Genomic DNA, 14,585 nt, shown 5'->3' with positions numbered 1-14,585 from the left:
AATAAAATTGATCATTTTCTCAGGACTGTCATTTTCCTGAGCCGGTCACAGTTGACTCTATATTGCCCCAGCCATATGACACTTTCATGAAACTCATTTATATTTTATTTTCGGTTCAATTCCTCCATAACTGACTTAGGGCTTTCTGTTTTCTATCTGTTTTCAGCTTTCTATGCACAGTTCAATTTTCTTATCAGATTTTCATATCAGCCATATCCAGCATTCTGAATAATGGCTACAGAAAACTGCGCACTAATCTGTTAAGATTATTGCCGTTTTTGATGCTTACTGAGAAAGTCTGAATGTCCACACTTGCCACCCTGAAAGAACTTCTTGCCAAAAGAATTTTAATTATCGATGGTGCGATGGGTACCATGATCCAACGCCATAAATTGGAAGAAGCCGATTATCGGGGTGAGCGTTTTGCTGATTGGGCATATGACCTTAAAGGCAACAACGACCTTCTGGTTTTAACACAACCACACATTATTCAAGGTATCCATGAAGCGTATCTTGAAGCGGGCGCTGACATTATTGAAACCAATACCTTTAACGGTACCCGTGTTTCAATGTCGGATTACCACATGGAAGATCTGGTTCCAGAAATTAACCGTGAGGCAGCACGTCTTGCCAAAGAGGCCTGCGCGAAATATTCGACCCCTGAAAAACCACGTTTTGTGGCAGGTGTAATTGGTCCGACTTCACGTACCACCTCTATTTCACCAAACGTAAATGATCCTGCATTCCGTAACATTACTTTTGATGCATTAAAAGTCGACTATATCGAATCGACCAAAGCACTGATTGAAGGTGGTGCCGACATTATCCTCATCGAAACAGTATTTGATACCTTGAATGCCAAAGCTGCCATTTTTGCGGTAAAAGAAGTGTTTAAAGAAATTGGTTATGAATTGCCAATCATGATCTCAGGTACGATTACCGATGCATCAGGCCGTACATTGACCGGTCAAACCGCTGAAGCGTTCTGGAATTCAATGCGTCATGCAGAACCGATTTCAATCGGCTTTAACTGTGCGCTGGGTGCAGATGCGATGCGTCCACACGTAAAAACCATATCTGACGTTGCTGATACTTTCGTTTCTGCACATCCAAACGCAGGCTTGCCAAATGCTTTCGGTGGTTATGATGAAACCCCTGAAGAAACGGCAGCATTCATCAAAGAATTTGCTGAAAGCGGCTTGATCAATATCACCGGTGGTTGCTGTGGTACTACGCCGGATCATATCCGCGCGATTGCACAAGCAGTTGAAGGTATTGCGCCACGCCAGATTCCTGAAATTGAGCCTGCATGCCGTTTAAGTGGTTTAGAACCATTTAACATCACCAAAGATTCGTTGTTCGTGAACGTCGGTGAACGTACCAACGTGACTGGTTCTAAAAAGTTCCTTCGTTTAATTAAAGAAGAAAACTTCACAGAAGCTTTAGACGTTGCCCGTCAACAAGTTGAAGCTGGTGCGCAGATCATCGACATCAATATGGATGAAGGCATGCTCGATTCACAAGCTGCAATGGTGCACTTCCTGAATCTGATCGCATCTGAACCTGATATTTCACGTGTGCCAATCATGCTTGATTCTTCAAAATGGGAGATCATTGAAGCAGGTTTGAAATGCGTACAAGGTAAAGCCGTGGTGAACTCGATTTCCTTAAAAGAAGGTTATGACGAGTTTGTAGAACGTGCCCGCCTCTGCCGTCAGTACGGTGCTGCAGTGATCGTGATGGCATTTGATGAAAATGGTCAGGCGGATACTGCAGAGCGTAAAAAAGAAATCTGTAAACGTTCTTACGACGTGCTGGTAAATGAAGTCGGCTTCCCATCTGAAGACATCATCTTTGACCCGAACGTGTTTGCAGTGGCAACCGGTATTGAAGAACACAATAACTATGGCGTAGACTTCATTGAAGCGACTGGTTGGATCAAACAAAACCTGCCAAATGCGATGATTTCAGGCGGGATCTCAAACGTGTCGTTCTCATTCCGGGGTAACGAACCTGTTCGTGAAGCGATCCATGCGGTGTTCCTGTATCACGCGATCCAGAAAGGCTTGACCATGGGGATCGTGAATGCCGGCCAGCTTGCGATTTACGATGATATCGATGCAGAACTGAAAGAAGCCGTTGAAGATGTGGTCTTGAACCGTAATCAAGGTGAAAGCGGTCAAGAAGCGACTGAAAAATTACTGACTATTGCTGAAAAATACCGTGGTCAAGCAGGCGCACAAAAAGCCGAAGAAAACCTGGAATGGCGTAATGAAAGTGTTGAAAAACGTCTTGAATATGCATTGGTGAAAGGCATCACCACTTACATCGATCAGGATACTGAAGAAGCCCGTTTAAAATCTGCACGTCCTTTAGATGTGATTGAAGGGCCTTTAATGGCAGGTATGAACGTGGTCGGCGACCTGTTCGGTGCCGGTAAAATGTTCCTGCCACAAGTGGTGAAATCTGCACGTGTCATGAAACAAGCCGTGGCCTGGTTGAACCCGTTTATTGAAGCGGAAAAAACCCAAGGCGAAGCCAAAGGTAAAATCCTGCTGGCTACAGTAAAAGGCGACGTACACGACATCGGTAAAAATATCGTGGGCGTGGTACTTGGCTGTAACGGTTATGACATCGTGGACCTTGGCGTGATGGTGCCGTGTGAGAAGATTCTACAAACGGCAATTGATGAGAAAGTTGACATCATTGGTCTATCTGGTTTGATCACACCTAGCTTAGATGAAATGGTTTTTGTTGCCAAAGAAATGCAACGTAAAGGCTTTAACATTCCACTGATGATTGGTGGTGCGACCACATCGAAAGCGCATACAGCGGTGAAGATTGCTCCGCAATATCAAAATGATGGTGTGTTCTATACGGCTGATGCCTCTCGTGCTGTAGGTGTGACCACACAATTACTTTCTGCCGAAATGAAACCACAATTGATGGCAGACTATGCAGCGGATTATGAAAAAATCCGTACCCGTCTTGCCAATAAACAGCCGAAAGCTGCGAAGCTCTCTTATAAAGAATCAGTTGAAAATGGCTTCAAAATCGACTTCGACAAGAATGCACCAGTAAAACCAAATTTCATTGGTTCTCAGACTTTCACCAACTATCCTCTAGAAACCTTGGTGGAATACTTTGACTGGACGCCATTCTTTATCTCTTGGAGCCTTGCGGGTAAATTCCCGAAAATTCTTGAAGATGAAGTTGTCGGTGAAGCAGCACGTGACCTGTATGCACAAGCGCAAGCAATGTTGAAAAATATTATCGACAATAAACGTTTCGATGCGCGTGCAACGTTCAGCATCTACCCGGCAAATCGTACCGGTTCAGATACGGTTGCAGTGACTGATGAAGCTGGCAATGTAACGCATACCTTCGAGCACCTACGTCAGCAGTCTGACAAAGTAACAGGTAAAGCGAACTACTCTCTGGCTGACTTTATTGCACCGAAAGATGTAGCTCAAGATTACTTGGGTGGTTTCACCGTTTCAATCTTTGGTGCGGAAGAACTTTCGCAAGAATATAAAGCCAAAGGTGATGACTATAATGCAATCATGGTTCAAGCCTTGGGTGACCGTTTTGCGGAAGCCTTTGCTGAACATCTGCATCAGCGGATCCGTAAAGAGTTCTGGGGCTACCAACCGAATGAGTCTTTGGACAATGAAGCATTGATCAAAGAGAAGTATGTGGGTATTCGTCCTGCACCGGGCTACCCTGCTTGTCCTGAGCATTCTGAAAAAGCGCCATTATTTGACTGGTTAGGTACGACTGAGAAAATGGGCACGTACTTAACGTCTAGCTTTGCGATGTGGCCACCTTCATCTGTGAGCGGTTTCTACTATGCAAACCCTGAAACGGAATACTTTAACGTGGGTAAAATCTCTGGCGATCAGCTCGAGGATTATGCGAAGCGTAAAGGCTGGACCTTGGATGAAGCGAAACGTTGGTTAGCACCGAATTTGGATGATTCTGTGGTTTAATCCCCCTCCTTGCGAAGCGATGCTTCTCACCTTTGATAAAGGGGGAAGAATCCATTCGTATCGAATATGAAAAATCCCCTCGAGTGAGGGGATTTTTTTGTTTTGAATCTTTGAATCCCCCTAAATTCCCCTTCTCCAAAGGGGGACTTTCACGTATCAAATGAATTACGTGACAGCTCCTCCCTTTTTCAAAGGGAGGTTGGGAGGGATTTTTCTAGTTTAGATGATATATTACCAACTCTTATTTTGATTTTAGACGACCACTCATGGTTAGTTATTAACGGTTCTGGATATTTCAGCCTAGATATAATTTCAATTTTTTCTAATGTAGTTAATGAATGGTTAATATTTTTCCATTTAAGGTATCTATCTAATCCATTCATACCTGACCCTAAAAATGCAATTTTAAGATAGGTAGTTGATATTTGTTCTATGCTAAATCTTCGAGAGATCAAAACTGCTAAAAGTTGCTCTCTCAATTTTCTACGCCAAGTTTTTTCATATCGATCAGTAGCCACTCTTACTAGCTGTTGAGCTATTGTACTTGCACCCTGAAACTGTTTTTTAAATTTCGTATAGTAAATTGCTCTTAACATTGCATAATGATCAATGCCTAAATGACTATTTACTCTATGATCTTCAGCTACAGCCAGAATATATAAAATTTCCTTGTCTAAATCTAACTCGGTCTTTGATATTAAATTGCTAATTTTTTCTAAATCTTGATTAAATCTAGAAGTTCTAAATAAAATTAAAACCTTAGCAAAAAATAGAAAAGGTATCGTCAAACAGAAATAAACCCTTTTCATTTTGGAATAATCTGTGGAATTGATTTTGAAAATTCAGTTTGTGACAACCAAACCTCCCCTTTTTGGTCTGCTACCATAGAGTAAAATTCACCTTTAAAAATATGATCTTTGTATCCTCCAAAAATCCAATATTTTTTTGTCAACTCAAAACGACAATAAATCGTTGATGATCGTCTTTCTCCATATTCAGTTGCATGTAATGTCAAAATATCTGAACTAAAAATTCTTTTTTGTATTGAACCTTCTATCTTTGCATTTGATCGATAATGACCAACATACGTTAGAACGTGTTTATAGTGCGTTTTTCTCATACCATAGGAGGAATTTTCGTATATTTTTTCAGAAGCTCCTCTTAAATTATTTCCCTCTAACCTTAAAAACAATTGGTGTTGTAATTCCATAGAAATAAATGGATTATATTTTGATTGCTTGGTAATAGACTTCAAAAACCATTTTCCTGAAAAATCAGGAATACCAAATAATTTTTCTTTTATAAAGAAAAAGAGTAAAGCAATACATATAGCTGCAACTATTGCCTCTAATACATCACCAAATGCAAAATCGTTTGTGATCACATTCCAAAATTGTATTTCACTCATTTTTAGGATTTTTTATAAGGAAATTGCTTTATCTTATCTAAAAGAAAAATTCTTCTAAAGAAAAATATCTATAAAAACAATAAATTTGCTCAATTATCAATTAAATATTTCTCTTTTTAGAACCCTATTTTATTTCTCATAATCCCTCCTAACCTCCTTTTTAAAAAGGGATTTAGGGGGATTCTTTAGAAAGCTCATTCAAACAATATTTATAAATTACATTTGCTACATCATCAATCCGCCCCATCACCTGCCCATTATCAAACCTTAATACTTTCGACCCAAATTGAGCCAAAGCTTCATCTCGAATTCTATCTGTGTCTAATCCTTCATACGTAAAGTACTGACTGCCCGTTATGTAAGTAAAAAAATTTAATAAGTTATAAATAATTATCGAATTGCTTGCGTTTACTACTACATTCGAATATAGATTAAATAATCCTCAATTCTTTTTAACAAGGGTTCAACATGAGCGCTCGTGTTTATTCTTACATGTATTTTTTTACTCTTAAATATTCAAAATTTATAGGAAGCATACTTTTGGTGGCTTCTCTAGCACTTGTAATAAATAGTATGAGTAAACTAACATTATTTATAGGTATGGCTACTCAAATTGAATTAATTAATATTGTTTTGGAACTTGCTGTAAGCATAATTACATTGATTACAGGCTTACTTTTAATAATTGTTCCTCATTTCTTTACTTCTTGCGATTTAGAGGTAATGTCCCCCAACACACATAAAATTATAAATAACGTTATATCTCCTTTATCAGACATAATTTCATAATCAAATATTAAGCACCCTCACCCCAACCCTCTCCCAATGGGAGAGGGAGAACTCATAGCAAATCCAATAACTGTATGCATTTAATAATGGATGCTCCCTTTCCTGAGCAAGTTTTAAAGCACTGCTTTAAAATGAAGGGTAAGTGAGAGCTAGGGAGGTAAAATTAAGCAAGCAATAAAATAACAAGCCGCCCCTTTTCTAACCACCCAACCCCACATCATCCGTTTTAACATTTTTAGATCAGTAAATATTTCAACTTTAGTGAATAATTAAAACTTATTAATGAAATTACCAAAAGTTTGATATTTCCATGAAAAAACTCATCAACAACCCTGAAAACCTGGTTGTCGAAATGTGCAAAGGCTTTGTCCTTGCCCACCCTGAACTACAATTTACCGAATCCCACAAAATCATTTCACGTAAACAAAAACACAATAACGTTGCACTGATCAGTGGCGGTGGTAGCGGGCATGAACCTGCACATGCAGGTTTTGTCGGTACAGGAATGTTAGACGCAGCCGTATGCGGTGACGTATTTGCATCACCTTCACAAATTCAGGTCTATAAAGCCCTGCAACGTGTCGCAACGGACAAAGGCGTGTTGATGATCATCAAAAACTATTCTGGCGATATGATGAATTTCCAGAATGGCGCAGCCTTAGCCACTGAAGATGGCATCAAAGTTGATTACGTGAAAGTGGCAGATGATATTGCCGTTAAAGATAGCCTCTACACAGTCGGCCGTCGTGGCGTGGCGGGTACTGTATTTGTACATAAAATTGCAGGTGCAGCAGCATCAAAAGGTTTAGAGCTTGCGGAAGTCAAAGCTGTGGCTCAAAAAGCAGCATATAACGTGATTAGTCTTGGTTTCGCCTATAGCTCATGTACCGTTCCTGCCAAAGGCACGCCCACCTTCACCTTAGCGAATGATGAAATGGAATACGGCGTCGGCATCCACGGCGAACCGGGTATCCGCCGTGAAAAAATCCTGCCATCCAAAGAACTGGCACAACGTATTATCGATGATCTGTTCCTCGATCGCCCTGACATGCAAGAAGTTGCTGTTCTAGTGAATGGCTTTGGTTCAACACCAATGCAAGAGCTGTATGTCTTTAATAATGATGTGTGCGAACATTTGGCGCGCAAAGGCATCAAGATTTACCGTACTTTTGTCGGCAACTACATGACCAGTATCGACATGAACGGTGCTTCGGTGTCATTGCTAGCTGTGGATGATGAACTAAAAGGTTATTTAGATGCAGAGGCGAACACGCCCGCTCTTAAAATGGATGGTTCAGCAGCACAGCCTTTAATCTTCTCAACAAAAAATGCCGCAGCAGAAGATGTAATAAATACGGAAGTCGAAACTCAGCCTGAACATGCTGAAGTTCAAAATGAACAGTTCACGATTGAAAATATGCGTTATGTGGTCGATGTGATGGCTGCCTGTATTATCAAAAACGAAGTGCCATTCTGCGAGCTGGATGCCCATGCAGGTGATGGTGACTTTGGCATGAGTGTAGCTAAAGGTTTTAAACAGCTGAAACGCGAATGGCAAAGCCTGATTCAAGCCCAGCACATGGATGAATTCTTGCTAAATAGTTCAATGATTATTATGGAACACTGTGGTGGTGCATCGGGCCCGATCTGGGGTTCAGCGTTTCGTGCAGCGAGTAAAGCCATTCAAGGCAAATCCACATTAACTGTGTCAGATTTTGCCGAGATGCTGCAAGCAGCAGTGAAAGGCATTCAAGTTACCGGCGAACGTTCATTTGGCCGTGGAGCAGTTGTTGGTGACAAGACCCTGATTGATGCCTTAGTGCCATGTGCATATTCCTGGTCAGCCAATACCCACAAGACGTTTAAAGAAAACTTTGTGTTGGGTGCAGCGGCGGCAGTAAAAGGTGCAGAATCCACCAAAGACATCGTGGCGCGTATGGGTCGTGCCGGTACGGTCGGTGACCGTAGCTTGGGCTATCCGGATGCCGGGGCATATGGTTTAGGTGTCATCTTTACCGATATTGCTGAGCATATTAAATAAGATTCTCAAGATTTTAAAAAGCCTCGCATTATCGGGGCTTTTTTATTTACTGACAGATATCCTATTCTGAAGCAAGCTGGCAGAAAAACGTCTATTGAAATTTTTCCAGATACTTGGTCAGTTTTTCTTTGACCACGACCCTTTTATTTCCCTTCATTTGGGCTTCACTCAAAATTCCTTCCGAGTCAACCACCACGACTGGATGACCATCCTTTTTCAAACGAGCCACACCTTCAAATAACATTCGGGCACCAACATTATGAATTAAGGTCAAATTGGTCAGATCCAACACTATTCGTTTTTTGCCTTCTGGTTCATCTTGCAAAATACGCAGCAGCATTTCCGATTCAGTAAACTGTAATACGCCACGTAGTTCATACACCACCACATGATCACGTTTACCGGTGAGATAACGACTTTGCAAAATGGTTTGTGCCGATGGCGTCCCTTCCATTAAGTGCAGACCCATTTCTCGGGACATACGTTCAAAAATATCGACGCCACGTACACTATGTCCATGCTCATCAATTCGCGGAGAAAACACGGCGATACCCACCTGTCCAGGTAACACGCCGATAATACCACCTGCAACCCCACTTTTGGCCGGAATACCCACGGTGGTCAGCCAGTCACCGGCAGCATCATACATGCCACAGGTGAGCATCACACTCAGGACTTGCCGCACTACAGAACGGTCCAGCAATTTTTTACCAGTTTGTGGCTGAATTCCCCCGTTGGCGAGCACCCCGGCGATCATCGCCAGGTCCTTGACCGTCACCTTGATTGAACACTGCTTGATATAACCATTAACAATCGCTTCTGGATCTTCTTCCAGCACTCCCACGGTACGCAGCATATAGCCCAAGGATCTGTTACGAAACGCTGTTTTCAGTTCGGAGGTATATACATCGGTATCAAAACTCAGTTCACGCCCAGCCAAACCACTTAAAAAACGGCGCAATTGTTCGGCACGGGACACTGTTCGTTTATAGGGAATCAGAGAATGGATGGTAATAGCACCCGAATTGATCATCGGATTTTTTGGAATATTGGAATCCTTCTCCAGTGAAATCTGGTTAAAGGCTTCGCCCGAAGGTTCCACGCCTACTTTTTCCATGACCTTGGTCAAGCCGACTTTCTGCAAAGCCAGAGCATAGGCAAAAGGCTTGGACATAGACTGCATGGTGAACTCAACTTCGTCATCACCGGTGGAATAGATCGTGCCATCTACGGTGGAAAGTGCCAAAGCAAACTTATCTGGATCGACTGCTGCCAGCTCAGGAATATAATCTGCCAAGGCACCTTTATGATTGTCACGGCAGGAAGTTAAAACATGCTTGAGGTAGTCTGGCACCGGTGTTTTCATCGAATGAGCTTATTCCAGTTGGCTGTTATTTTTAATTAACATACCGGCTTTTGGCTTAAGTACCAGAGTGAAAAGGTAATTTTCTGCATATCCGTGTTATCGGAACTGTACTCTTTGGATCAGATTCTCCAGAAATAAATGGTACATATATTAGAGTTCTTCCATAAATCATAATTGAATCACTATAAAGGGAATTCCCTCTCCTTGCAGGAGAGGTTTTTTTCTAAGAAATCCCTTCATTCTCTTGCGAAGCTATGCTTCTCATCCCAGAGGGAGACGGAAATTTAAATATGAATATAACGATCATGTTTTGATTTATGAAAAAGATCTATTTTAATTTTCTCTTTTTAAGAAATATCAAAAAAAGGGCAATGCTGCCCTTTTATGTATACTAAATAATTTATTTCACTTTAGTCTTGCGAATCATTTTATACAGCATCTTTGGTGAAATACGTGAAACCAGTACGCCCAGTTTTTCTTTCTGGCCACCGACCACAATATATTCCTCGCCCTGCTGTAACGCCCTCACCGTCTGTTTAGCAAAATCATCAGCCTCTAAACCATTTTCAATTGCTTCATCCTGCTTGGCTTGCGGTTTACCTTCACCATTTAAGGCATTAAAAGAGACATTGGTTTTGACAAAGCCCGGGAAAATCACCGAGACCTGAATACCCTGATCTGCCACTTCAGCACGCAGGCTGTTCGCCCACATATGTATTGCACCTTTGGCAGCGGAATAGGATGCGCGATACTGGGTGCCAAGCAAACCTGCCACACTGGAAATAAATGCAATACGTCCAGACTGCTGTTTCAAGAAAGTTGGCAAGACCGTTTTAGTCAAAAACACCTGCGAGAAATAATCCACTTCCATAATGGCGCGTTCAGTCTGCATGGTGGTGTCGGCAATCAGGGCACGCTGACTTAAACCAGCATTATTGATCAGCCAGTCAATCCGGCCTTTATTTTCCAAAACCTTGGCATAGGCTTTTTCCACCTGGGTTTCATCGGTAATGTCAGCAATGACAGACAGATGCTGATCAGGATTGGGCAAACTGAGACGCACATTTTCCAGTTCTTCAAAACGGCGTGCCGTTAAAACTACCTGCGCTCCCTGTGACGCACATTCCTGCGCGACTGCCTTACCAATCCCTGAAGATGCTCCGGTGATCCATACCACTTTTCCATTTAAACTTTCCAGCTTTGCCATTGATCCCTCTATCTCTTTTAAATATCTGATGTCTGTTTTACTTCATCTTCTAAAAACGCTAAAAAATGCTCAAAGTAATGACTGATGGTCGGTGCATCATACAGGCTTCCCAACTTGTCAAAACGCTTATAACCGAGCTGCGTAGTTAAATTAATCACACCATTCAGGGTTTTATCAACCACCATATTGAACTTCAGCATATTTTTGGGTTGACGTACCAGATGGGTAACCCCCTGATCCACTACTTCAATAAAGGTCTTTAAGGCAGGTGAAACACAATGATGATTGCCACTTTCCATTTCTTTTACATAGCGGAGTAATTCGATCGCCAGCGTCTTCTGAATGGGATAACGCACGTAATAATCGCCTTCAATTTCGTGGGTCATTTCATAAAGATAATTCACCATTGGAATCAGCCGTTCATTGCCAAAAAATGAGACTGACCATGGCATATATTTACGTGTGGTCTCAACAATTTGCTGAACGACTTTTTCAGACTCGCGATCCGCAGAATTTGAAAGACGCGCAAGGCGGCCAAAGACCTGATCAATAATTTCACAGGCAATATCCGTGAGGTTTTCACCCAAGGCTTTGGACAGACTGGTTTGATCACCACTATTGAGACGGGAATGAATATCGCGGAAACGATAGTGAGTTTCTGGCTGTATTTTCAGGGAAATGTTATAGCTCATCTTCTTATCCTTAATATTCATCTTGTTATTTAAATTTTGTGATGAGTTGTCTGGCGCTGTTGCTATCATACGATGAGTTCAGCTTACTGCCAATTGCTTAAAGTTTGCTTTTGGTTAAGCTGCCGCAGCCGCCATTTTTTTTGCTACAATAGATGCAATTTTTTATCCACTTTTGATCTGTTCGAACTATGACTGATTCAGCGCAAAATATTGCTACAACTTACGATCCGACCGAGATCGAGAAAAAATGGTACCAAACCTGGGAGGAGCGCGGTTACTTTAAGCCGTCTGAAAAAGGCGAGTCTTTCTGTATCATGATTCCGCCACCAAACGTCACCGGTAGCTTGCACATGGGTCATGGTTTTAACAATGCCATCATGGACGCGTTAACCCGTTATAACCGTATGTCTGGTAAAAATACTTTATGGCAACCGGGTACTGACCACGCAGGTATTGCAACGCAAATGGTGGTAGAGCGTCAGTTGGGTGCGCAAGGCATCAGCCGTCATGACCTGGGTCGTGAAAAGTTCATCGAAAAAGTATGGGAATGGAAAGAACAGTCTGGCGGTAACATCACCCGTCAAATCCGTCGCCTAGGTTCTTCAGTTGACTGGTCTCGTGAACGCTTCACCATGGATGAAGGTCTATCTAACGCAGTGAAAGAAGTGTTCGTTAAACTGCATGAAGAAGGTCTGATTTACCGCGGTAAACGTCTGGTGAACTGGGACCCTAAACTACAAACTGCCCTGTCTGACCTGGAAGTTGAGTCTGATAAAGAAGAAGCAGGTTCACTCTGGCACTTCAAATACTTCTTTGAAGACAAGTCATTGCGTACCCACGATGGTAAAGATCACATTGTTGTAGCAACCACTCGTCCTGAAACATTACTGGGTGATACTGCCGTTGCAGTTGCGCTTGATGATGAGCGTTATGCGCACCTTGTTGGTCAAAACATCATCCTGCCAATTACAGGCCGTGCGGTTCCAATCGTTAAAGACGAATATGTCGACAAAGAATTTGGTACAGGCTGTGTAAAAATCACCCCTGCGCACGACTTCAATGACTATGAAGTCGGTAAACGCTGCGAATTGCCTATCATCAACATCTTCAACAAAAATGCTGAAGTTCTTGCTGAGTTTGAATACATCGCCAAAGCAGGCGAGCAAATTTCTAAAACCATTCCTGCACCTGCGGACTATGTTGGTTTAGAGCGTTTCGAAGCACGTAAAAAGTTAGTAGAACAAGCTGAATCTGAAGGCTGGTTAGATCAGATCCAACCTTACACATTAAAACCACCTCGCGGTGACCGTTCAGGCGTGATCGTTGAGCCATTACTGACTGACCAATGGTATGTAAAAATTGCGCCACTTGCGAAACCTGCCATTGAAGCGGTTCAAGATGGTCGTATCAAGTTCGTGCCTGAACAGTACAGCAATATGTACATGGCTTGGATGAATAACATTCAAGACTGGTGTATCTCGCGTCAATTGTGGTGGGGGCACCGCATCCCTGCTTGGTACGATGCGGACGGCAATGTATACGTTGGTCGTGACGAAACTGAAGTGCGTGCGAAAAATAACATTCCTGCCGATGTTCAATTGAACCAAGACGAAGACGTGTTAGATACATGGTTCTCATCGGGTCTTTGGACATTCTCAACTTTAGGTTGGACTGGCGACGAAGCGAAAGATAAAGAAAACTATTTCTTAAATACTTTCCACCCGACTGATGTATTGGTAACAGGTTTCGACATCATCTTCTTCTGGGTTGCTCGTATGATCATGCTTACGATGCACTTCATGAAAAATGAAGATGGTACGCCACAAGTACCGTTTAAAACGGTATATGTACACGGTTTGGTACGTGATGGCGAAGGTCAGAAGATGTCTAAATCTAAGGGTAATGTCCTTGACCCACTCGATTTGATTGACGGTGTTGATCTTGAAACTTTAGTACAAAAACGTACCACAGGTTTGATGAATCCGAAACAAGCGGCGAAGATTGAAAAATCAACCCGTAAGGAATTCCCTGAAGGCATTCAATCTTACGGTACTGATGCGGTTCGTTTCACATTCTGTGCGCTTGCCAATACTGGTCGTGACATTAAGTTCGACATGAAACGTGTTGAAGGTTACCGTAACTTTGCCAACAAAATCTGGAACGCAACGCGTTTCGTGATGATGAATGTCGAAGGTCAAACGATTGGTTCAGAAGCACGTCAAGACCTTTGGGAATTGCCTGAACAGTGGATCGTGAGCCGTCTGCAAAAAGCGGAACAAGCGGTGCAAACAGCATTTGCAACCTACCGTTTAGACTTGGCTGCGCAAGCGATTTACGAGTTCATCTGGAATGAATACTGTGACTGGTATGTTGAATTAACCAAACCGGTTCTGAACGATGAAAATGTGTCTGAAGAGCGTAAAGCTGAAGTACGTCGTGTTCTTCTTGCGGTGATGGAAGCGTCTTTACGTTTAGCGCATCCGTTAATGCCGTATTTGACAGAAGAAATCTGGCAAACCCTTGCGCCGAAACTGAACATCGTTGGCGAAACGATTATGTTGGCGCAATACCCTGTTGCTGACCAAGCGCTTATCAACGACCAAGCTGAAGCAGATATGCAATGGCTGCAAGGTTTGATTGGTGCGGTACGTAACATCCGTGGTGAGATGGGCTTAGGTAATGCTCGTTTGTTACCTGTTCTGCTTCAAAACACGACAGATGCGGAAAAAGCGCAAATCGCACGTATTGAACCATTGTTTAAAGCATTGGCAAAAGTTGAAAGCATTACATTCCTTGCAGATGCTGAACAACCACCATTGTCTTCATCTTCTGTCGTGGGTCATGTGTCTGTATTCGTTCCAATGAAGGGTTTAATTGACCCTAAAGCGGAATTGGGGCGTTTGCAAAAAGACTTAGACAAGGTTCAAAAGCAGCATGACCAAATTGCCACTAAACTTAGCAATGAAGGTTTTGTGGCGAAAGCACCTGCTGCTGTGGTTGAAGGCGAGAAAGTGAAACTTGCTGAGTTTGCGGATCAGTTAGCGAAGATTAAAGCGAATATGGAGCAAATTGCTGCACTTTAATGTGTTGTTA

10 protein-coding genes are annotated in these 14,585 nt (G+C 42.4%); 4 read left to right on the top strand and 6 right to left on the bottom strand.

The annotated features are described in order from the left end of the window. The first annotated feature begins 302 nt into the window (after positions 1-302). Positions 303-3,989 carry a methionine synthase gene (gene metH, locus BK820_RS01990; protein ID WP_071319950.1) on the top strand — a complete coding sequence of 1,229 codons (3,687 nt, stop codon included), beginning with the start codon at positions 303-305 and terminating at the stop codon, positions 3,987-3,989. A gap of 188 nt (positions 3,990-4,177) precedes the next feature. Here metH and BK820_RS01985 read toward each other — a convergent pair whose 3' ends face one another. The 3 genes from BK820_RS01985 to BK820_RS15045 all read right to left on the bottom strand — a co-directional run bounded on the left by BK820_RS01985 (position 4,178) and on the right by BK820_RS15045 (position 5,755). After that, positions 4,178-4,777, bottom strand: a complete 600-nt coding sequence (locus BK820_RS01985; protein ID WP_171260578.1) for a transglycosylase domain-containing protein — start codon at positions 4,775-4,777, stop codon at positions 4,178-4,180. Between the two features lie 17 nt (positions 4,778-4,794). Next, positions 4,795-5,397: a hypothetical protein gene (locus BK820_RS01980; protein ID WP_081409026.1), complete on the bottom strand. Its 603-nt coding sequence runs from the start codon at positions 5,395-5,397 to the stop codon at positions 4,795-4,797. A 172-nt stretch (positions 5,398-5,569) separates the two neighbouring features. Further along, complete coding sequence (locus BK820_RS15045) at positions 5,570-5,755, bottom strand: DUF559 domain-containing protein (protein WP_081409025.1); 186 nt, start codon at positions 5,753-5,755, stop codon at positions 5,570-5,572. Positions 5,756-5,865: 110 nt separating this feature from the next. Here BK820_RS15045 and BK820_RS01975 point away from each other — a divergent pair, with 110 nt between their 5' ends. Both BK820_RS01975 and dhaK read left to right on the top strand, forming a co-directional pair. After that, positions 5,866-6,186 carry a hypothetical protein gene (locus BK820_RS01975; protein WP_228715829.1) on the top strand — a complete coding sequence of 107 codons (321 nt, stop codon included), beginning with the start codon at positions 5,866-5,868 and terminating at the stop codon, positions 6,184-6,186. Positions 6,187-6,496: 310 nt separating this feature from the next. Further along, a complete protein-coding gene (gene dhaK, locus BK820_RS01970; RefSeq protein WP_071319948.1) occupies positions 6,497-8,227 on the top strand; it encodes a dihydroxyacetone kinase subunit DhaK in 1,731 nt (576 codons plus the stop codon). A gap of 91 nt (positions 8,228-8,318) precedes the next feature. Here dhaK and BK820_RS01965 read toward each other — a convergent pair whose 3' ends face one another. From BK820_RS01965 to BK820_RS01955, 3 genes are all read right to left on the bottom strand, one after another. Continuing rightward, positions 8,319-9,593 (bottom strand): glutaminase, encoded by a 1,275-nt coding sequence (locus BK820_RS01965; protein WP_071319947.1) that lies wholly within the window; start codon positions 9,591-9,593, stop codon positions 8,319-8,321. Positions 9,594-9,993: 400 nt separating this feature from the next. Beyond that, positions 9,994-10,800, bottom strand: coding sequence for an SDR family oxidoreductase (locus tag BK820_RS01960; protein ID WP_071319946.1), 807 nt, complete (start codon positions 10,798-10,800; stop codon positions 9,994-9,996). Between the two features lie 17 nt (positions 10,801-10,817). Then, the gene (locus BK820_RS01955) at positions 10,818-11,492 is read right to left on the bottom strand and encodes a hypothetical protein (RefSeq protein WP_071319945.1); all 675 of its coding nucleotides are present in this window, start codon (positions 11,490-11,492) and stop codon (positions 10,818-10,820) included. Positions 11,493-11,680: 188 nt separating this feature from the next. Here BK820_RS01955 and BK820_RS01950 point away from each other — a divergent pair, with 188 nt between their 5' ends. Then, positions 11,681-14,575: a valine--tRNA ligase gene (locus tag BK820_RS01950; protein WP_071319944.1), complete on the top strand. Its 2,895-nt coding sequence runs from the start codon at positions 11,681-11,683 to the stop codon at positions 14,573-14,575. Positions 14,576-14,585: the final 10 nt, after the last annotated feature.

This window comes from Acinetobacter sp. LCT-H3, from assembly GCF_001866125.1.
GTDB classification, from domain to species: domain Bacteria; phylum Pseudomonadota; class Gammaproteobacteria; order Pseudomonadales; family Moraxellaceae; genus Acinetobacter; species Acinetobacter schindleri.
Note: the sequence above shows the minus strand (reverse complement) of the source record. Positions and strands in the feature narration are given on the sequence as shown.